Raw genomic sequence first — 19,783 nt, 5'->3', positions numbered from 1 at the left:
TATTTTATTATGACTACATTTACGCATATCAATTCTCAAGGTGAAGCCAATATGGTGGATGTTTCTGCGAAAGCAGAGACCGTTCGTGAAGCTCGTGCTGAAGCCATTGTGACCATGTCAAAAGAAACCCTTGCTATGATCGTGGAAGGCAAACATCACAAAGGTGATGTATTTGCTACAGCACGTATTGCAGGTATTCAAGCAGCAAAACGTACTTGGGAACTTATCCCGCTTTGCCACCCCTTATTACTTTCTAAAGTAGAAGTGAATTTAGAACCGTTACTTGAAACCAATCAAGTTCGTATTCAATCTCTTTGTAAATTAACCGGAAAAACCGGCGTAGAAATGGAAGCATTAACGGCTGCAAGTGTGGCAGCTTTAACTATTTACGATATGTGTAAAGCCGTACAAAAAGACATGGTAATTGAGCACGTTCGCCTGTTAGAAAAGAGCGGTGGAAAATCTGGTCATTTTATTGCGGAGGAAAAATAAGATGTTAAATGTTTTATTTTTTGCTCAAACTCGTGAATTAATTGGCGTCGATTCTATTCAGCTTGAAGGCGATTTTGCGACAGCGGAAGCGGTGCGTGAACATCTCGCTCAAAAAGGTGATAGATGGGCGTTAGCGTTAGAAAAAGGGAAGCTTTTAGTCGCCATTAATCAAACCTTGATGCCATTAGAAAGTGCGGTCAAAAATGGGGATGAAATTGCATTTTTCCCACCGGTAACAGGGGGTTAAATGACGGATATTCAAATTTCAGTACAAGAACAACCGTTTAATCAAAATGCCGTTTACCAATGGCTTTCTGAGCAACATTCAGTTGGCGCAACGGTTATTTTTGTGGGGAAAGTACGCGATCTTAATTTAGGTGATGAGGTATCCAGCTTATACTTAGAACATTATCCCGCGATGACAGAAAAAGCCTTACGTGAAATTGTAGAACAGGCGAAAGCCCGTTGGGATATCCAGCGAGTGTCAGTGATTCATCGTGTGGGACTTTTACATACTGGCGATGAAATTGTTTTAGTCGGTATCAGTTCTGCTCACCGAGGCGATGCTTACCATGCTAATGAATTTATTATGGACTTTTTAAAATCCAAAGCGCCGTTCTGGAAAAAAGAACAAACCAATCAAGGTGAACGCTGGATTGAAGCAAGAGAAAGCGATAAAGAAGCGTTAAATAAGTGGTAATTCAATATAAAAAATGGTCATATTTATGGCCTTTTTTACTTTTATCAGCAGAATAAGTATATAATTATATATGTTTTAAGTTATTAATTTATCTTTAATTTATCTTTGCATTACATTTAACTTCTCCATAAAAAACTATTCTTTGTCAGCTTTTGTAAAATCTTGTAAATTATCTGTTAATTGCTGAACTATGTATTATACTTATTCGTAATCAAGATTTTGTTTGTCTTGACTAGTTATTTTTAGATTATAGGAAAGGTTATTATGAATCATGTTTTTAAAATTATTTGGAATACAGTAAACCAATGCTGGATTGCTGTTTCAGAACTAAGCAAATCTGTGGGTAAATCATCTCAAATAGACAAACGTAAAGCATTAAATGTAATTATTGGAGCTGCAGTTTTAGCGGGTGTAAGCACAACCGCAATGGCTGAAACCAATGTGGTATCAAATGATCAGGGAAATATCGTTGGTGGTATTGGTGCGAGCGCTCTTGGTGGAACTGGTACAACAGGGAATTCTGTTGTTTTAGGTAATAAAGCTAAATCTGAAACAACTGAGAGCGTAGTAATTGGTGGTAATACTACAAATACAGGACGTTGGTCAGTAACTTTGGGTGATAAAGCTAATGGTAATTCTCAATACGGCGTGACGATTGGTGATCGTGCATCAACAGGTAAAGGCGGAAACGCAATTGCTATCGGTTTAATGGCAAAAACCTCTAATGAGAAAGTGGGTGGAAATAGCCAAACTGCTGTAGGGGCGGCATCTTATGCTGATGGTGAAGCAGCTTCAGCCTTTGGTGCAACAGCAAATGCAACAGGCGCTCTAGCAACCGCTGTTGGTAGAAACTCAAAAGCTCTCGCACTAAGTGCTTCTGCTTTTGGTGATAGTGCATCAGCTTCAGCATGGGGTGCAACTGCATTAGGTCGTGGTGCATCGGCTAGAGCAGATAATTCTATTGCTGTGGGCTCAGCTGCAGTAACCGAAGGACGAGAATCTACAGCATTAGGACGTCGTTCTTATGCGGGCGCTCAAAGTGCCACAGCTTTAGGTACTCTAGCAAGTGCAAGTGGGGTAGTTTCGACAGCTGTAGGTAATGGGGCTAAAGCGAGTGCTTTAGGAGCTTCATCATTAGGTAACGGTGCAGATGCTAGCGGTAGAGGTTCAATGGCTTTAGGTTATGCATCTAAAGCTTCAGGTGTGGATGCATTGTCATCTGGCTCTAATGCTAATGCTTCATCAATGAATGCCGTTGCGGTTGGTAAAGATAGTAATTCCTCTGCTGTTAATGCTATTGCTCTTGGTACATCTAGTAACGTCTCTGGGGTTAGTGCGGTAGTGATTGGTAATCAAGCAAAAGGTACTCATGAAAACTCTGTGACATTAGGTTCTTATTCAAGCAGCGCGGCTAATGATTTTGATAAGACAGCAAAAGCTTTATCTTCTTTTGACGATAATGCAACAGGCACGACAGTTAACTACAATGGTACTTCTTCAACTCAAAAAGGTGCAGTATCTGTCGGTGATGGAAAACTTGTTCGTCAAATCCAAAATGTAGGAGCAGGTCGAATTACCGCTACTTCGAATGACGCAGTAAATGGTAGCCAATTATACCAAGCTTATTACAATGCAGGCTTTAACATTCAAAACAATGGTAAAGAAACATCACGTATTAATACCCATGGCAAAGTGAATTTTGTAAATGGTACGAATACCGAAGTGGTTGTTACAGACGGTGATAACGCTGCTAATATTACAGTAAATTTAAAAAATGATATTGATGTTAATAGTGTTAAAGCTAATAATGTCACCGTAGGGCCTGTTACGATCAATAAAGATGGTATTAATGCAGGTGATAAAAAAATCACGAATGTATCAAATGGTACAATTTCAGCAAATAGTAAAGATGCTGTGAATGGTAGCCAATTATATGCAGCAAAGAACGAGCTTAATACCAATATTACTAAAGCCGCTGCAGCAGCTAAAACAGAAGTAAAAGCTGGAACGAATGTAGAGGTGACTTCTGAAACTGGTGCGAATAATCAAACGATTTACACGGTTAACGCAAAAGACACTTCAGCTTCTGTTGAAGCAGCTTCTGATGCTGTTACAGTAACAGTTGGTGAAAAAACAGAAGTTAAAAATGGTATTTCTGTTACCACAGTAACCAATTACAAAGTAGATCTTTCACAAAAAACCAAAGATGAAATCAAAAATGCAGGTGGTCGTGGATTTAACGTGACTGCAAGTGCATCTGAAGGTACTGTTGTAAATGAAGTGACAGAAGAAACGGTTCAATCTACAGCAACCAAAATGGATAAGTTAACACTTGATGCGGGTAAAAATATTAAATTAACCCATAAAAAAGGTAAAGTGTTAAGTGTTGCAGTATCTGACACACCGACATTCAAAAATGTCACAACAACGGGTGATCTTAACGTTGGCGGTACTGTCCATGCACACGGTGGCTTGGATGTTCACAACAATCGTATTGTGAATGTGGCCGATCCTAAAGACCCAACTGATGCAGTAAATAAACGTTATGTTGATAATGCAGTGAAAAACATTAATAACAACATCAATCGTTTAGACAACAAAATTGATCACGTTGATCGTCGTTTACGTGCAGGTATTGCAGGTGCGACAGCGATTTCTTTCTTACAACGTCCAAATGAAGCGGGTAAAAGCTTAGTTTCTGTTGGTGTTGGTGGTTATCGCAACGAAAATGCATTAGCGGTTGGTTATGGTCGAAATTCTGATAATAATAAAATTTCGATTAAAGTTGGTGCAAGTATCAATACCCGCAGTGATGTAAACTGGGGCGGAAGCATCGGTTACCAATGGTAATTATTTGATAAAAAGGCAGAGTAAAATCTGCCTTTTTTTATTATATTGAGATGAAAAAAAAGTGCGGTCAAATTTAACCGCACTTTTTGCTTTTATTGATTAAAGCACTTTCACAATACTTTCACACAAATAACGAATATTGTCTTCAGTGATACCTGCTACATTGATTCGGCCAGAACGAACAGCATAAATCGCAAATTCTTCTTTTAAGCGATCAACTTGCTCAGGTGATAAGCCGCTGAAAGAGAACATACCGTTTTGTTCCATGATAAAGCTGAAATCTTGTTCTGCACCGTATTCTTTTAATAACTGAACGAATAAATGACGCATTTTTTTGATGCGTTCACGCATTTCAGTCAATTCATTTTCCCACTCTTGACGAAGTTGTGCATCATTTAACACCGTTGCTACGGTCGCTCCACCGTGAGATGCTGGGTTAGAGTAGAGGGTACGAATAATTGATTTCACCTGTGTTAATGCAGTTGAAGCAATTTCTGCATTTTCAGCCACAAGGGTAAAGGCACCTACGCGCTCATTGTATAAACCAAAGTTTTTAGAGAATGAACTTGCCACTAATAATTCTTTATGATTTGCCGCAAAAGCACGTAAACCGTAAGCATCTTGATCTAAGCCATTGGCTAAACCTTGATAAGCAAAGTCAAAGAGTGGTAACCAGCCGTTTTTCGCTGAAAGCGCAGCTAACTCTTGCCATTGTTCAGGAGTTGGGTCAATACCAGTTGGGTTGTGGCAGCAACCGTGTAAAAGCACGACATCGCCTTCGCTTGCTTGGCTTAAATCTTCAAGTAAATGTTCCCAGTCAAGGGCTTTGCGTTCAGCATCATAATAACGATATTCACGAATCGTCATGCCCACCGCATTGAAAATTGCATTGTGGTTTGGCCATGTAGGTGTACTAATCCATACATTTTGTGCTTTGGTTTGACGTTTGATAAATTCCGCCGCAATGCGTAGTGCACCTGTGCCACCTAAACTTTGTACCGTTCTTGCTCGATTTGCTTTAATGACATCAGAATCTTTACCGAAAAGGAGCTCTTTTGTGCGTTCGTTATAATCGGCAATACCATCGATAGTCAGGTAGTTTTTCGTTTTTTCGTGATCAAATAAGCGTTTTTCCGCTTCTTTCACCGCACGCATAATCGGTGTTGTACCTTGTGCATCTTTATAAACGCCAATACCTAAATTGATTTTATTTTCACGCGTTTCAGATTTGAATGCTTCGCCTAAGCCTAAGATAGGATCGGCCGGAGCTGCTTTGATATGTTCAAACATAGCTTTTCCTTATGTATGTGTTGTGAGATGAGTAATTTTATACTTCAGTCAATGGATTTTATCAAGAAGAACCTAATAAAAATCAACCGCACTTTGATGTTTTTAGATATTCATCAAAAAGTGCGGTTGTTTTTTGATTATTTTAATTTCTCAATCGCCCAATTTAAACCTGATTGATAGTCCTCTGGGAGCTCGTGACCAAGTTTTTCAAGCTGTTGAATAATGATCGTTTTGTCTGGATGCGTAATATTGATATGACCTAATTTCCGACCAGGACGAACTTCCTTACCATACCAATGTAACTGAGAGAAAGGCGTGTTCAACCATTGTGAATTATGTTCTGTACCAATCAAGTTGACCATGACACTTGGTGCAATGGGTTGTAACGATGGAGTGGGTAAATCTAGTAAAGCACGTAGATGCAATTCAAATTGACTAATAGCACAACCTAATTGTGTCCAATGCCCACTGTTATGCACACGAGGGGCAAGCTCATTAATTAATAATTTATTCCCCACCACAAAGCATTCCATCGCCATTACTCCCACATATTCAAGCTTGTCCATGATTTTTCCAAGCATAGATTCAGCCTGAGTTTGTTGGCTTTGTTGTTGAGGGAATGAAATATCTGTCACACTGTAACGTAAAATGCCATTTTGCTGTAGGTTATGCGTCACTGGATAGAAACGTTTTTCACCATTTTTAAATCTTGCGCCTACAATAGAGACTTCATAATCAAAAGGAATAAATTTTTCTGCGATAACTTCACCTAATAAATCGTCCGTAATATCACGTTGATTATTTTCAGTGATAATCCATTGACCTCGACCGTCATAACCACCGGTGCGACGTTTCACTACGACTTTTTCACCTACGTTTTTAAATACTTCAGACCATTGAGTTTTATTTTTTAATAAACACCATGGCGAGGTAGAGAGATTGAGTTCATCCAGTAAAGATTTTTGGGTAAAACGATCAGCCAATAAGCCAAAAACATTTTGATTAACGAAATTCTTATGATGGCCTAATAATTCAGTTAACGGTGTCTTTTCCCAACGTTCAATTTCTGCGGTGATGATGGCATCTTTAGGTAAATCAAATATGGGGGCATTAAACTCAAGCGGTTGAACGTGAATATCTAAAGGTGCGCCTGCGTAACGTAACATTCTGCCGAGTTGACCATTACCAAGCACATAAACAGTAGGATATAGGGTAGAGTTTTGCATAAAATTTCTCATTAAATCTAGCTAAAAAACAACCGCACTTTGAAAAGTGCGGTCAAATTTAAAGGTGTTTTATGTACGAGGATCAGGATTATCCAATACCATATTGGTTTGATTTTCGCGGAATATTTGTAGGCGAGCGAATAACGCCTCATCCCAACCTGCAAGAATTTGTGCGGCGAGTAATCCCGCATTCGCTGCACCAGCAGGGCCAATCGCTAACGTACCGACAGGAATACCTTTAGGCATTTGCACGATAGAATAGAGACTATCAACACCGCTTAACATAGAGCTTTTAACAGGGACACCCAATACGGGCACAAGCGTTTTGGCTGCAATCATACCGGGTAAATGAGCAGCGCCACCCGCACCCGCAATAATCACTTTGTAACCATTCTTTTGTGCATTTTCGGCAAATTCAAACAGTTTGTCGGGGGTTCGATGTGCGGAAACGACTTCAACATGATATGCCACATTGAGTTCATCTAAAATTTGAGTGGCTTCTTGCATGGTTGCCCAATCGCTTTTTGAGCCCATAACAATAGCAATTTGTGCAGTATTTGACATATTTTAAAAAATTTATCTGATAAAAAACGATGCGTAGAATAGCATATTTGCCCACTTTTAAGCAAACGTTTGCTATGTGGTAAAAGCTGAAAATTCCATTGCAAGTTTTGTCATAAAATCTTATCCTAATACGAGTTTTTTTCTTAGAAATAGAGCAGATTATGTTAGCTAAAGCGAAATATAGAAAAGATTACAAACAACCTGATTTTACGGTTACGGATATTTTCCTTGATTTTCAATTAGATCCTAAGCATACCGTTGTCACAGCAAAAACAACCTTCCAACGTTTAAATGATGAAGCAACCCATCTACGATTAGATGGTCATGGCTTCCAATTTGCCTCCATTAAATTCAATGGCGAAGATTTCAAACATTATCATCAAGACCATGAAAGTTTAACGTTAGATTTAACCAATCAAAGTGCGGTCAATTTTGAACTTGAAATTGTAACGAATTTAGAGCCTGCACAAAACACCTCTTTACAAGGGCTTTATCAATCTGGTGAGGGCATTTGTACACAATGTGAAGCAGAAGGTTTCCGTCAAATTACTTATATGCTTGATCGCCCAGATGTATTAGCTCGCTATACAACCAAAATTACCGCCGATAAGACTAAATATCCTTACTTACTTTCTAATGGTAACCGCATTGCAAGTGGAGAATTAGAGGATGGTCGTCATTGGGTTGAGTGGAATGACCCATTCCCGAAACCAAGCTATTTATTCGCTTTAGTGGCGGGTGATTTTGATTTATTACAAGATACCTTTACGACAAAAAGTGGTCGTGAAGTAGCCTTAGAGCTTTATGTTGACCGTGGCAATCTTGATCGCGCTTCGTGGGCAATGGAAAGCCTGAAAAAATCTATGAAATGGGATGAAGACCGTTTCAATTTAGAATACGACTTAGATATTTACATGATTGTTGCTGTGGATTTCTTCAATATGGGCGCCATGGAAAATAAAGGGTTGAATATCTTTAACTCTAAATTTGTGTTGGCAAATCCACAAACAGCAACTGATGATGATTACCTCGCCATTGAAAGCGTGATTGCACACGAATATTTCCATAACTGGACAGGAAACCGTGTAACTTGCCGTGATTGGTTCCAATTAAGTTTGAAAGAAGGTTTAACGGTTTTCCGTGATCAAGAGTTTTCATCTGACACAGGTTCTCGAGCAGTCAATCGTATTAATAACGTGAAATTCTTACGTACGGTGCAATTTGCTGAAGATGCAAGCCCAATGTCACACCCAATTCGCCCTGAAAAAGTCATTGAAATGAATAACTTCTATACCGTGACCGTATATGAAAAAGGGGCAGAAGTAATTCGTATGTTGCACACTTTATTAGGTGAACAAGGTTTCCAAAAAGGGATGCAACTTTATATTGCTGAAAACGATGGTAAAGCGGCAACCTGTGAAGATTTTGTTTCTGCAATGGAACGTGCAAATGACGTTGATTTAGCACAATTCCGTCGTTGGTATAGTCAATCAGGTACACCAGAATTATTGATTAGCGATGCCTATGATGAACAAACTCATACTTATCGTTTAACGGTTTCGCAATCTACGCCACCAACAGCGGACCAAATGGAAAAAGTAAACTTACATATTCCATTGAAAATTGCGCTTTATGATGCCAAAGGCACGAAACAAATGTTACAGCATAACGGTGAGTTGCTAAGCGATGTGTTAAATGTGACAGAAAAAGATCAAGTCTTTGAATTCCATGGCATTTATGGTCGCCCAATTCCTGCGTTATTATGTGATTTCTCTGCACCGGTTAAACTGGATTATGATTACACCACAGAGCAGTTATTAGGTTTGCTTAAATTCGCTGATAACCAATTTGCTCGTTGGGATGCCGCACAAATGCTGTTTACTCAAGAATTACGTCGTAATGTGGCGCATTTCCAACAAGGTGAAGCCTTTGAAATTTCACCTGATGTTTTGACCGCACTTGCGCATGTATTGGAAAATTATGAACAAGATATTGAATTAGCGACATTAATTCTAACCTTGCCAAAAGACATTGAGTTTGCAGAAAGTTTTAAAACGATTGATCCAGATGGCATTGCAGCCGCAAGAGAATTTATGTTGGTACAAATCGCAGAATACTTGAAAGAAGATTTATTGCGTATTTACACCCATATTCGTCTTGAAGATTATCGAGTGACGCAAGAAGATATTGCTTTACGAGCAATGCGTAATCTTTGTTTAAGTTATTTGGCTTACACCAATTTAGGCAATAATGTGGTGCAAAAACATTACAATAATGCCAATAATATGACAGATACGTTGGCCGCATTAACTATGGCAACCAAAGCGGCGTTACCTTGCCGTGATACTTTGTTAGCGGATTTTGAACAAAAATGGCAACATGATGGCTTGGTCATGGATAAATGGTTTGCTTTACAAGCAACTCGCCCAGATGAAAACGTATTGGAAATTGTACAAGTATTAATGGATCACCCAAGCTTTAACTTCAACAATCCAAACCGTTTACGTTCATTAGTGGGTAGCTTTGCAAATCACAACTTAAAAGCATTCCATCATATCAGTGGTTCAGGCTATCGTTTCTTAACGGATGTCTTAATTCGTTTAAATGAAACAAATCCGCAAGTAGCAGCGCGTTTAATTGAACCATTAATTCGTTTCTCACGTTTTGATGCACAACGTCAAACGTTAATGAAACGCGCCTTGGAGCGATTAAGTGCCGTTGAAGAACTCTCGAAAGATTTATTCGAGAAGATTGAAAAAGCATTGCAATAAACAAAAAGTGCGGTTAATTTTGACCGCACTTTCCATTTACAGTGAACTATCCTGAGAGATAAACGAGTATGTATTCTTTGATCCGTAAAGCCATCTTTTCCCTTGATCCTGAAACCGCTCATGATTTAGTGATTAAATCATTGCATTTAGCGGGTAAATCACCTTGCCAATTTTTATTAAAGCAGCTTTTGGCTTGTCCACAAGGTTCGCCTAAGCAAGTAATGGGCATTACATTTAAAAATCCTATTGGATTAGCAGCGGGCGCAGATAAAAATGCTGAGGCTATTGATGGCTTTGGTGCGATGGGATTTGGTTTTATTGAAGTCGGTACGGTTACGCCTTTGGCACAAGAGGGAAATGCTAAACCTCGTCAATTCCGTTTAGTGGAAGCGGAAGGGATTATTAACCGTAATGGATTCAATAATTATGGCATTGATTACGTGGTCGAGAATGTTAAAAAAGCAAAATTTGATGGTGTAATTGGGATTAATATTGGCAAAAATAAAGTCACGCCACTTGAAAAGGGGAAAGATGATTACTTATTTTGCTTAAATAAAGCCTATAACTATGCAGATTATATTACGGTAAATATTTCATCACCGAACACTCCAGATTTGCGCCAATTGCAGTATGGTGATTATTTTGATGATTTACTGCAAAGTGTAAAACAGCGCCAAAAAGTATTAGCTGAGCAATATAATAAATATGTGCCGATTGCAGTAAAAATTGCACCTGATTTATCCGAGACTGAGCTCGTTCAAATTGCTGATACGTTACTTCGTCATCAAATGGATGGGGTAATTGCCACTAATACAACGATTTCACGCGACAACGTCACAGGTTTGAAAAATGCGGAACAACAAGGCGGCTTAAGTGGAAAACCGTTACAGCAAAAAAGTACAGAAATTATTCGAAGATTGCATCAAGAGCTGAAAGGACAAATTCCGATTATTGGGAGTGGTGGTATTGACGGTGTACAAAACGCACAAGAGAAGATTGAAGCTGGGGCAGACTTGTTACAAGTTTATTCGGGCTTGATTTACCACGGCCCAAGCTTAGTTAAAGGCTTGGTTCAGGCGATTAAGTAAGAGAGAAATAATATGAAAACATTATTTCTAGCCTCTTATTTTGCAGCCGTAGAAAATCTTTTCAAACGATTTTTAAAACAGCATTTTTTATTGCATAAAGTGCTGTTTATACCTACTGCAGGTAATGTAGAAAGCTATGTTGAATACATTGATGAGGCAAAAAATATTTTTCATAAATTAGGTTTTGAAGTCGATGTTTTGGATATAGCCCAAGAAACAGAAGAGGTTATTAAGGATAAATTAAATTATACGCCGAGCCTTTACATTTCTGGTGGTAATACGTTTTATCTATTACAAGAGTTGAAAAGAAAGCACTTATTACCACATATAAAAAAACGAATTGATGAAGGTATGCTTTACCTTGGTGAATCTGCCGGTGCTATTATTACCGCCAGCGACATCGAGTATAATCAAGTTATGGATGACAAAAATATAGCTATCGATTTGACCAATTATTCAGCTTTAAATTTAGTCGATTTTGCAATTGTTCCACATTATGGTGAGTTTCCTTTTGAAGAGAGTTCACAGAAAACTGTTCAGATCTATCAATCCAAATTGAATTTACTCCCTTTAACAAATAGCCAAGCTGTAATTGTTGATGAAGATAATTACACTATTCAAACTAATTTATAGGAAAGCCGATGATCAAATATGATTTACATTGCCATAGTACGGCTTCAGATGGTGTTTTAACACCTACAGAGCTTGTGCAACGAGCTCATGAACAAGGTGTCAATGTGCTTGCTTTATGTGATCACGACACCGTGATGGGCATTGATGAAGCCAAAATTGAAGCAGATAAATTAGGTATTGAACTAATTAATGGCGTGGAAATTTCAACGAATTGGGAAGGTCGTGGTATCCATATTGTTGGATTAAATTTTGATAAAACACATCCTAAAATGACCGCACTTTTAGCTGAACAAAAATCACTGAGAGAAAAAAGAGCGGTCGAAATTGGCCACAAATTAGAAAAAGCAGGTGTTCAAAATGCCTATGAAGGCGCAAAAGCATTAGCAAACGGGGAAGTAACTCGTGCGCATTATGCGCGTTATTTGGTACAAATCGGCAAGGTTTCAAATGATGGGCAAGCCTTTAAGCGTTATCTAGGCGGTGGGAAATCGTGTTTTGTCAAGGCTGAATGGGTGGATATTCCAACGGCGATTGAGACGATTCATGCTGCAGGTGGCGTTGCCGTCATTGCTCATCCTATGCGTTATAACATGACAGGAAAATGGATTCGTCGATTAATTGTTGATTTTAAACAATGGGGCGGTGATGGTATGGAGGTCGCAGATAGTGGACAGACCAAAGATCAGCGTCAATATCTTGCGCGTTTAGCTAATGAATATGACTTAGCTGCCTCATTAGGTTCAGACTTTCATTTTCCTTGTGGATGGATTGAATTAGGAAAAAATTTATTTTTACCTGAAGAGGTAAAACCGATTTGGACATTATTTGAATAATAAAGGGCGGTCAATCCGCCCTTGTTTTTATATTTGACTGTTCTCACACAAGCCGAGACTCGCTAGAAATTCAATAAATGCGCGAACTTTAGCGGGTAAATGACGACGATTTGGGTAAACCACATAAATATCTAAAGGTTTTTGTCTATATTCAGACAAAATTTCAACTAACTCACCTGAAGCAAGCGCATCTTTTACAAAGAAACCAGGTAAATTGCTGATGCCCAAGCCTGCTTTTGTCATTTCTAACAATGCCATACCATTATTAGAAACCACTTTAGATTGAATTTTATAACGTTGAATTTGATTGGCTTTTGTTGATTGCCAATGTGCTTGATTTAACGATGATTTATAAAGTAAACCTTGGTGATATTCTAAATCGTCAGGTGTAAGTGGTGTGCCTCGCGACTCTAAATAACTTGGCGAAGCAACAAAATGCATAGGGGAGCTGCTAATTTTACGCGCAACAAGTGAGCTGTCTTGCATATAACCGATACGTAATGCTAAGTCATAGCCTTCCGCAACGAGATCAACACGCTTGTCTTCAAATTCAATTTCTACGTGTAAATTGGGATGAAGCTCAATAAATTTAGGCAAGTTAGGTGAAATATAAAGTAAGCCAAAATCACGTGGTACAGAGATTAATAAATTACCTTGCAAGCTCGTTGCCATATTACTAATACTAGAGTCAGCTTCGCTTAAATCTAATAGAATGGCTTGGCAACGTTGGTAATAAAGCATACCAGCTTCAGTAGGTACAATTTTTCGTGTTGTACGTTGTAATAATCGTGTTTTTAAATGTTCTTCTAATTGTGAAACTAATTTACTCGCCATTGCCACAGAAATATTCTGTTGGTTTGCGGCTTGTGTAAAACTTTGCGTTTCGATCACTTTGCAGAAAACCGAAATTGCATTCAGTTTGTCCATTTATAAATCCTTTTTGAAAAAAAGCTTGATTTTATCGGCGTAAGTTTGCAGTATATCGCCAATTTTACAGAATTCTAGTTATATTTTAGGTAAGCAAATGAGCAAATCTTTAGTGATTGTGGAGTCGCCAGCCAAAGCGAAAACCATCAATAAATATTTAGGTAGCCAGTATGTGGTGAAATCCAGCGTAGGGCATATTTGTGATTTGCCTACTGCAGGGAGTAGCACAGGCGAGAAGGCTAAACCCGTTTCCACTAAAGGATTAAGTGCGGAAGAAAAAAACAAAATTAAAGCAGAAAAAGACCGTGCGGCCTTAGTGAAACGTATGGGAATTGACCCTTATCATGATTGGAAAGCCAATTACCAAATTCTACCTGGCAAAGAAAAAGTAGTAGCTGAATTAAAATCCCTTGCTAAAAAATCTGATCATATTTATCTCGCAACCGACTTGGATAGAGAAGGAGAGGCTATCGCGTGGCATTTACGTGAAGTCATTGGTGGCGATGATAGTCGTTTTAGCCGCGTTGTATTTAATGAGATTACTAAGAAAGCGATTGAAAAAGCGTTCCAGCATCCTGCTCACATTAATATGGACCAGGTTAATGCTCAGCAAACTCGTCGTTTCTTAGACCGCGTGGTAGGCTTTATGGTGTCGCCATTATTATGGAAGAAAGTGGCGCGAGGTCTATCAGCTGGACGTGTGCAATCTGTTGCCGTGAAATTGGTGGTAGAGCGTGAACGTGAAATCAAAGCATTCCAACCGGAAGAGTTTTGGGAAATTGAAGCGCTAACCCAAACGAGCAAGAAAGAAGACTTGCGTTTGGATGTGGTGCAATATAAAGGCAAGAAATTTGAGCCAAAAAATGAAAAAGAAGCACAAAGTGCGGTCGATTTCTTAAATAAATCACATTACGTTGTCACAGATTTAGAAACAAAACCAACAGGTTCTAAACCAAGAGCCCCATTTATTACTTCAACCTTACAACAAACTGCAAGCACGCGTTTAGGTTTTGGGGTGAAGAAAACCATGATGTTGGCACAACGTTTATATGAAGCTGGTTACATTACTTACATGCGTACTGACTCTACCAACTTGAGCCAAGATGCATTAAATATGGCACGCTCTTATATCGAAAGCCATTTCGGCAAAGATTATTTGCCAGCTAAACCGAATTTCTATTCCAGTAAAGAAAATGCACAAGAAGCACACGAAGCCATTCGTCCTTCTGATGTCAAACTGCTTGCGGATCATTTAAGTGGCATGGATAAAGATGCTGTGCGCTTGTATGATTTAATCTGGCGTCAATTTGTGGCTTGTCAAATGCCGGCTGCACAATATGACAGTACAACAGTCACTGTAATGGCTGGCGATTATGAGTTGAAAGCCAAAGGTCGTATTTTACGTTTTGATGGTTGGACAAAAGTCTTGCCACAATTAGGTAAAAACCCAGAAGACCAAATTTTACCGGCTGTGAGTTTGAACGAAACATTAGCACTAAAAACAGTTTCACCAAGCCAACACTTCACCAAACCGCCCGCTCGTTTTACTGAAGCAGCATTGGTTAAAGAATTGGAGAAACGTGGTATTGGTCGTCCTTCGACTTATGCGGCAATTATTTCGACTATTCAAGAGCGTGGTTATGTACGCATTGAAAATCGCCGTTTCTATGCCGAGAAAATGGGCGAAATCGTTACTGATCGCTTAAATCAATCTTTTACTGATTTGATGAGCTACGATTTCACTGCCAATATGGAAAACGTACTAGACCAAATTGCGTCCGGTGAGAAAAATTGGAAGGCTGAGTTAAATCAATTCTTCAAAGATTTTTCTACCCAACTTTCTACGGCTGAATTAGATGAGTTAGAAGGTGGAATGAAGCCGAATAGCCTTGTGCTCACCGATATTGATTGCCCAACTTGTGGCCGCAAAATGGCGATTCGCACAGCAAGTACAGGTGTCTTCCTTGGTTGTTCAGGTTATGCATTACCACCAAAAGAGCGTTGTAAAACGACGATTAATCTTATTCCAGAAGCTGAATTATTAAATGTGCTAGATGAGGCTTCTGAGACCAAAGCCTTAATGGATCGTAAACGTTGTCCGAAATGCGGTACCGCGATGGATAGCTATATCATTGACCCACGTCGTAAATTACATATTTGTGGTAATAATCCAAATTGTGATGGTTATTTGGTTGAACAAGGTCAATTCAAAATTAAAGGCTATGATGGTCCGATTGTAGAATGTGATAAATGCGGTTCAGATATGCATTTAAAACTCGGTCGTTTTGGTAAATATATGGGCTGTACCAACTGTGATAACACCCGTAAGATTTTGAAAAACGGCGAAGTTGCACCACCAAAAGAAGAGCCGGTTCATTTCCCTGAATTGAAATGTGAAAAATCTGATGCGTATTTTGTATTACGTGACGGTGCAAGTGGCGTGTTTATGTCAGCACATAACTTCCCGAAATCACGTGAAACTCGACCGGCAAAAGTGGCTGAATTAGCGCTTTATCGTGATCGTTTACCAGAAAAATTACGTTATTTAGCCGATGCGCCACAAAAAGACCCTGAGGGTAATGAAGCCATTATCCGCTTTAGCCGTAAAGAAAAACATCAATATGTGACATCTGAAAAGAATGGCAAAGCCACAAAATGGATTGTGGATTATATTGATGGAAAATGGGTAGAACGGAAAAAGTAGGATGAACATCACGGTTTATTGCGGTGCCAGTTTAGGTAATGATTCTGCCTATCAGGCTGCCGCAAAAAAATTAGGAAAATGGATTGCTGATGGTCAACATACTTTAGTCTATGGTGGCGGAAAATTGGGATTAATGGGCGTGGTTGCAGATACTGTACTTGCTCATCAAGGCAAGGTAATTGGCATTATTCCTCAATTTTTACAAGACAGAGAAGTTGCACATCCTAATTTGACCAAGACCGTGATTGTTGAAAGCATGTCTGAGCGAAAAAATAAAATGATTGAGCTTGGCGATGCTTATATTGCTTTGCCTGGCGGACCTGGCACTTTAGAAGAAATTGCTGAAGTGATTTCTTGGGCGCGAATTGGAAAAAATAATAATCCTTGTATTCTGTTTAATGAAAAGGGGTATTTTGATTCACTAAAGTCCTTTTTTAGCCATATGGTGAAAGAAGGCTTCTTTACTCAAGGTGATTTTGAGAAGATTTTATTCTCAAATAATCTTCAAGAAATCGAAACCTTTATTGAACATTACCAACCTCCAGCGTTAAGAATATATTAAAAAAGTGCGGTTAAATTTGACCGCACTTTTTTTATGATTAATGATGATGTTCTGGTTTTGGTGGGAGTTTAGCTCTAGCTTTACCAACAGGGAGAATTAACGTCGCATAATTCGCTGAATGTTGACAAACTTTTTGATCTTCAAATGGTTCTTTATGAATCACTTTAAGTTTCCAAACGCCTTCAATTAATGGAATAAAGTTAACTTTACCTTCTTTGTCTGTTTTACCAGAAAAGGCTTGCGGCTCACGGTGAGATGTTGCCGCTTCCATATCTTTTACAACAAATGTATCAGAGGTTGCGATAATCGTTTCGCCTGCAAGCGGTTGGTCTTTATAGAAAATCTGAACAGGGAAAGCTTCGCCCGCTTTAATTGTTTTTGGATCTTTAAGTGGCACGATTTCAAGTGGTAAGCCGAGGCGTGTCATTGCCATATCTGCATTTAATGGTTTTTTGCCCACTACAGTAAAGGCTTTACCAAACATTTGAGTTTGTTCGCAATAGAATGCATTTGGTGTGCCTTGTAAGTTATCCATTTTCCAACCTTCATTATTTTGTGACCAGAAAGTTGGTTTATAAGTAGCTGTTACCCAATATGAACCGTCTTTTAACGGTTTTTCTGATTGATATTGGTAGTTTTCACCTTTTTGTACTAATGTTTGCATTTCACCATCTTGATTGATGAGTTCCATCGGTGGAAAAATCGCGAGACGTTTTTCAGGAATTTTTTCAACGTAGGGGTAGTCACCATAAGCTAAATCAGCTTTTAAAACGCTATTAGAAGCCAGTTGTGCTGGTGTTGCAACCCAAACTTCATGTGCTTGCGCAAGCGCAGAGAAGCCAAGTAGTGCTGCAATTAATGTTTTTTTCATGGTCTTTCCTTTTTAATAATAAATCAATTTATAGAAAGTCTTCGATAGGGCGGACGAGTATAACGAAAAAGAAATAATGAGACGAATAGAAAAAGTTGATTTTGTGAGGAACTTCACATTTTTTTAACAAAAAAGTGCGGTCAATAAAACGATTGTTTTTCTGACCGCACTTATTTTAAATAAAAAGCTAAATAGGCTTATTTTTTAGATGGTTTAATGGCTAATAAATTGCAACTTAATTTACTAATTACATGTTCAGCTGTATTACCTAGTAACGCTGCAGATAAACCCGTTCTTCCCACTGTGCCTAAAATCACTAATTCAGCTTCAATTTCTTTCGCCACTTCAGGAATCACCTCTTCAGGGAAACCTTCGCGTACATGGGTATGATCTTCATCAATACCAAATTTTTGACGTAAGGCTTTCATATTGATAAGGTGTTGGCCACGAATGCCATTTTCATAACCTGAAGTATTAAATTCAGGTAAATCAATCGCCATATTAATTGGCGCAACAGGGTAGGCGGCTACTAAATGTACGTTACCACGGTTTAAGTTTTCCGCTAAGCTCATTCCTGTTGAAACTAACTCTTGGTTGAATTCATCTTGATATTCCTGTTCACCCGATACATTCACGGCGACTAAAATACGGCGTTGGTGTTTCCAGTCACCATCACGCACCATTAATACTGGAATTGGACATTTACGTAATAATTGCCAATCTACAGGTGTGAAAATCAATGAAGTGAAGCTTTCTTCATCTTTGGTGTATTTTACAACGAGATCATATTGATTTTTTTCAACTTCTTCACGAATTGCATCCGCTTCATTGCTACTCCATACAATGTGTGATTCAAATTCAATTTCTGGATCTGCATATTTATCTAAATAAAATTGTACAGCTTGACGTTGTTGTTCAACGGCTGTTTTATGCATTTCGCTGCGTTCTTCAGAAGAAAGAAGGGCTGACATCTCATACGATAAGTCATAAACACTCAAAAGGGTGGTGATTTTTACCTTTGTTTCATTTTGCTGTTCTTTAACAAGACGAACGGCACGAGCTAGAGCATATTGTTTTTCGTTATCAGGATTGAGTACAACAAGAATATTATTAAATTTCATAAAACCTCCAAGATATGAGATATCAATAGGATAGAAAAGATTTTAAACGATGACAAGAACCGATTATCAAAAAAGTGATCTCGTGCAAGTTTTTTTGTTTCAAATGTTAAAAAAGCGTGAAAACTCACGCTTTTAATTTATTCTGCTAATTGGATTTTGGTTTTATGTACACCGGTTAAATCAATCAATGCATTAATATCATTAATAGTAATGTATTTACCTTGAACAGAGAGTACATCCAATTTTTGGAAACGACCAAGTAAACGACTGATGGTTTCAACAGTTAAACCAAGATAGTTACCGATATCACTACGGGTCATAGTTAAGCGGAATTCTTTCGCTGAGAAACCACGAGCAGAATAACGTTTTGATAGATTATGGATAAATGCCGCTAAACGTTCTTCAGCATTCATTTTAGACAGTAATAAAATCATTTCTTGATCGCTTTTGATTTCACTACTCATTAAACGCATAATTTGCTGACGAAGTTTAGGCATTTTTCCAGATAAGTCATCTAAGATATCAAATGGAATTTCACATACCATGGCGGTTTCCAAAGCCTGTGCAAAACTTGGATGTTGCATATTTGTGATTGCATCAAAGCCCACTAAATCACCAGGTAAGTGGAAAGAGGTAATTTGTTCTTCACCGGCTTCGCTAATGGTATAAGTTTTAATGGTTCCAGAACGAATCGCATAAATGGAATTCAGTGTATCACCGGCTTTAAAAAGGACTTGAGATTTTTGGATAGGTTTTTTACGCTCGATGATATTATCAAGCTGATCGAGCTCATGTTCGTTCAATGTGAAAGGGATACAAAGTTGGCTAATACTGCAATCTTGACAATGGATTGCACAACCACCTGATTGAACTCTGCGTCCTGATTTGGTTTCTGAAACGAAATTCTTCATTTATTCCTCAAATCGATAAATATAGTGTAAAATTGATCTAACGCAATTATTCTACCACTAAATAGTCAATTTCAGAAGTTATCAAAGAGCAAATCAATATGGCTGCAGAAAAATTAACCAAAAAACGTTTAATACAAATTATTATCATGCTGATTATTTTAGTCAGTGCATTCGTTTGGCGATATCTATTGTAATAAGTGCGGTCAAATTTTTGATTGTTTTGATAAGATAAAAAGAGCC

The 19,783-nt window shown here is 38.4% G+C and carries 17 protein-coding genes; 10 read left to right on the top strand and 7 right to left on the bottom strand.

Going from position 1 to position 19,783, the window contains the following annotated elements; translation table 11 throughout:
• The first annotated feature begins 9 nt into the window (after positions 1-9).
• From moaC to INQ00_RS07780, 4 genes are all read left to right on the top strand, one after another.
• Entirely contained in the window at positions 10-492 is a 483-nt protein-coding gene (gene moaC, locus INQ00_RS07795; RefSeq protein ID WP_005625811.1) for a cyclic pyranopterin monophosphate synthase MoaC, read from the top strand.
• 1 nt (position 493) lies between these two features.
• Positions 494-739, top strand: coding sequence for a molybdopterin synthase sulfur carrier subunit (moaD, locus tag INQ00_RS07790; RefSeq protein ID WP_009499890.1), 246 nt, complete (start codon positions 494-496; stop codon positions 737-739).
• Complete coding sequence (gene moaE, locus INQ00_RS07785; protein WP_197546719.1) at positions 740-1,192, top strand: molybdopterin synthase catalytic subunit MoaE; 453 nt, start codon at positions 740-742, stop codon at positions 1,190-1,192.
• A gap of 264 nt (positions 1,193-1,456) precedes the next feature.
• Entirely contained in the window at positions 1,457-4,042 is a 2,586-nt protein-coding gene (locus INQ00_RS07780) for a YadA-like family protein (RefSeq protein ID WP_197546718.1), read from the top strand.
• Positions 4,043-4,141: 99 nt separating this feature from the next.
• On the opposite strand, the gene INQ00_RS07775 is transcribed toward INQ00_RS07780, so the two are convergent.
• From INQ00_RS07775 to purE, 3 genes are all read right to left on the bottom strand, one after another.
• A complete protein-coding gene (locus tag INQ00_RS07775) occupies positions 4,142-5,332 on the bottom strand; it encodes an amino acid aminotransferase (protein WP_197546717.1) in 1,191 nt (396 codons plus the stop codon).
• 137 nt (positions 5,333-5,469) lie between these two features.
• Positions 5,470-6,558: a 5-(carboxyamino)imidazole ribonucleotide synthase gene (gene purK / locus INQ00_RS07770; RefSeq protein WP_197547516.1), complete on the bottom strand. Its 1,089-nt coding sequence runs from the start codon at positions 6,556-6,558 to the stop codon at positions 5,470-5,472.
• Positions 6,559-6,627: 69 nt separating this feature from the next.
• Positions 6,628-7,122: a 5-(carboxyamino)imidazole ribonucleotide mutase gene (gene purE / locus INQ00_RS07765; protein ID WP_197546716.1), complete on the bottom strand. Its 495-nt coding sequence runs from the start codon at positions 7,120-7,122 to the stop codon at positions 6,628-6,630.
• A 161-nt stretch (positions 7,123-7,283) separates the two neighbouring features.
• On the opposite strand from purE, the gene pepN reads away from it, so the two are divergent.
• The 4 genes from pepN (at position 7,284) to rnm (ending at position 12,447) form a co-directional block, all read left to right on the top strand.
• The gene (pepN, locus tag INQ00_RS07760) at positions 7,284-9,893 is read left to right on the top strand and encodes an aminopeptidase N (RefSeq protein WP_197546715.1); all 2,610 of its coding nucleotides are present in this window, start codon (positions 7,284-7,286) and stop codon (positions 9,891-9,893) included.
• Between the two features lie 68 nt (positions 9,894-9,961).
• Positions 9,962-10,981 carry a quinone-dependent dihydroorotate dehydrogenase gene (gene pyrD, locus INQ00_RS07755; RefSeq protein WP_197546714.1) on the top strand — a complete coding sequence of 340 codons (1,020 nt, stop codon included), beginning with the start codon at positions 9,962-9,964 and terminating at the stop codon, positions 10,979-10,981.
• A 12-nt stretch (positions 10,982-10,993) separates the two neighbouring features.
• A complete protein-coding gene (locus INQ00_RS07750) occupies positions 10,994-11,614 on the top strand; it encodes a Type 1 glutamine amidotransferase-like domain-containing protein (protein WP_197546713.1) in 621 nt (206 codons plus the stop codon).
• 8 nt (positions 11,615-11,622) lie between these two features.
• Positions 11,623-12,447, top strand: a complete 825-nt coding sequence (rnm, locus tag INQ00_RS07745; RefSeq protein ID WP_197546712.1) for an RNase RNM — start codon at positions 11,623-11,625, stop codon at positions 12,445-12,447.
• 27 nt (positions 12,448-12,474) lie between these two features.
• Here the strand turns inward: rnm and INQ00_RS07740 are convergent, their stop codons facing one another.
• Positions 12,475-13,374: a LysR family transcriptional regulator gene (locus INQ00_RS07740; RefSeq protein WP_197546711.1), complete on the bottom strand. Its 900-nt coding sequence runs from the start codon at positions 13,372-13,374 to the stop codon at positions 12,475-12,477.
• Positions 13,375-13,471: 97 nt separating this feature from the next.
• Between INQ00_RS07740 and topA the strand changes: the two genes are divergently transcribed.
• Entirely contained in the window at positions 13,472-16,078 is a 2,607-nt protein-coding gene (topA, locus tag INQ00_RS07735) for a type I DNA topoisomerase (RefSeq protein ID WP_197546710.1), read from the top strand.
• A gap of 1 nt (position 16,079) precedes the next feature.
• Positions 16,080-16,640 carry an LOG family protein gene (locus INQ00_RS07730; protein WP_197546709.1) on the top strand — a complete coding sequence of 187 codons (561 nt, stop codon included), beginning with the start codon at positions 16,080-16,082 and terminating at the stop codon, positions 16,638-16,640.
• A 37-nt stretch (positions 16,641-16,677) separates the two neighbouring features.
• Here INQ00_RS07730 and INQ00_RS07725 read toward each other — a convergent pair whose 3' ends face one another.
• The 3 genes from INQ00_RS07725 to fnr form a co-directional block, all read right to left on the bottom strand.
• A complete protein-coding gene (locus INQ00_RS07725) occupies positions 16,678-17,511 on the bottom strand; it encodes a DUF4198 domain-containing protein (protein ID WP_054419576.1) in 834 nt (277 codons plus the stop codon).
• Positions 17,512-17,708: 197 nt separating this feature from the next.
• Complete coding sequence (gene uspE / locus INQ00_RS07720) at positions 17,709-18,632, bottom strand: universal stress protein UspE (RefSeq protein ID WP_197546708.1); 924 nt, start codon at positions 18,630-18,632, stop codon at positions 17,709-17,711.
• 137 nt (positions 18,633-18,769) lie between these two features.
• Positions 18,770-19,543, bottom strand: a complete 774-nt coding sequence (fnr, locus tag INQ00_RS07715; RefSeq protein WP_197546707.1) for a fumarate/nitrate reduction transcriptional regulator Fnr — start codon at positions 19,541-19,543, stop codon at positions 18,770-18,772.
• Between the last annotated feature and the right edge of the window lie 240 nt (positions 19,544-19,783).

Origin of the sequence: Haemophilus parainfluenzae (genome assembly GCF_014931275.1) — a bacterium.
In the GTDB taxonomy this organism is placed as follows: Bacteria; Pseudomonadota; Gammaproteobacteria; order Enterobacterales; family Pasteurellaceae; genus Haemophilus_D.
Note: the sequence above shows the minus strand (reverse complement) of the source record. Positions and strands in the feature narration are given on the sequence as shown.

Bases quoted from the DNA above. Each gene is read 5' to 3' on its own strand.
- fnr (WP_197546707.1), bottom strand. From the start codon at position 19,543: ATGAAGAATTTCGTTTCAGAAACCAAATCAGGACGCAGAGTTCAATCA.
- topA (WP_197546710.1), top strand. From the start codon at position 13,472: ATGAGCAAATCTTTAGTGATTGTGGAGTCGCCAGCCAAAGCGAAAACC.
- pyrD (WP_197546714.1), top strand. From the start codon at position 9,962: ATGTATTCTTTGATCCGTAAAGCCATCTTTTCCCTTGATCCTGAAACC.
- moaC (WP_005625811.1), top strand. From the start codon at position 10: ATGACTACATTTACGCATATCAATTCTCAAGGTGAAGCCAATATGGTG.
- uspE (WP_197546708.1), bottom strand. From the start codon at position 18,632: ATGAAATTTAATAATATTCTTGTTGTACTCAATCCTGATAACGAAAAA.
- pepN (WP_197546715.1), top strand. From the start codon at position 7,284: ATGTTAGCTAAAGCGAAATATAGAAAAGATTACAAACAACCTGATTTT.
- INQ00_RS07725 (WP_054419576.1), bottom strand. From the start codon at position 17,511: ATGAAAAAAACATTAATTGCAGCACTACTTGGCTTCTCTGCGCTTGCG.
- rnm (WP_197546712.1), top strand. From the start codon at position 11,623: ATGATCAAATATGATTTACATTGCCATAGTACGGCTTCAGATGGTGTT.
- INQ00_RS07780 (WP_197546718.1), top strand. From the start codon at position 1,457: ATGAATCATGTTTTTAAAATTATTTGGAATACAGTAAACCAATGCTGG.
- INQ00_RS07730 (WP_197546709.1), top strand. From the start codon at position 16,080: ATGAACATCACGGTTTATTGCGGTGCCAGTTTAGGTAATGATTCTGCC.
- moaD (WP_009499890.1), top strand. From the start codon at position 494: ATGTTAAATGTTTTATTTTTTGCTCAAACTCGTGAATTAATTGGCGTC.
- INQ00_RS07740 (WP_197546711.1), bottom strand. From the start codon at position 13,374: ATGGACAAACTGAATGCAATTTCGGTTTTCTGCAAAGTGATCGAAACG.
- INQ00_RS07750 (WP_197546713.1), top strand. From the start codon at position 10,994: ATGAAAACATTATTTCTAGCCTCTTATTTTGCAGCCGTAGAAAATCTT.
- moaE (WP_197546719.1), top strand. From the start codon at position 740: ATGACGGATATTCAAATTTCAGTACAAGAACAACCGTTTAATCAAAAT.
- purK (WP_197547516.1), bottom strand. From the start codon at position 6,558: ATGCAAAACTCTACCCTATATCCTACTGTTTATGTGCTTGGTAATGGT.
- purE (WP_197546716.1), bottom strand. From the start codon at position 7,122: ATGTCAAATACTGCACAAATTGCTATTGTTATGGGCTCAAAAAGCGAT.
- INQ00_RS07775 (WP_197546717.1), bottom strand. From the start codon at position 5,332: ATGTTTGAACATATCAAAGCAGCTCCGGCCGATCCTATCTTAGGCTTA.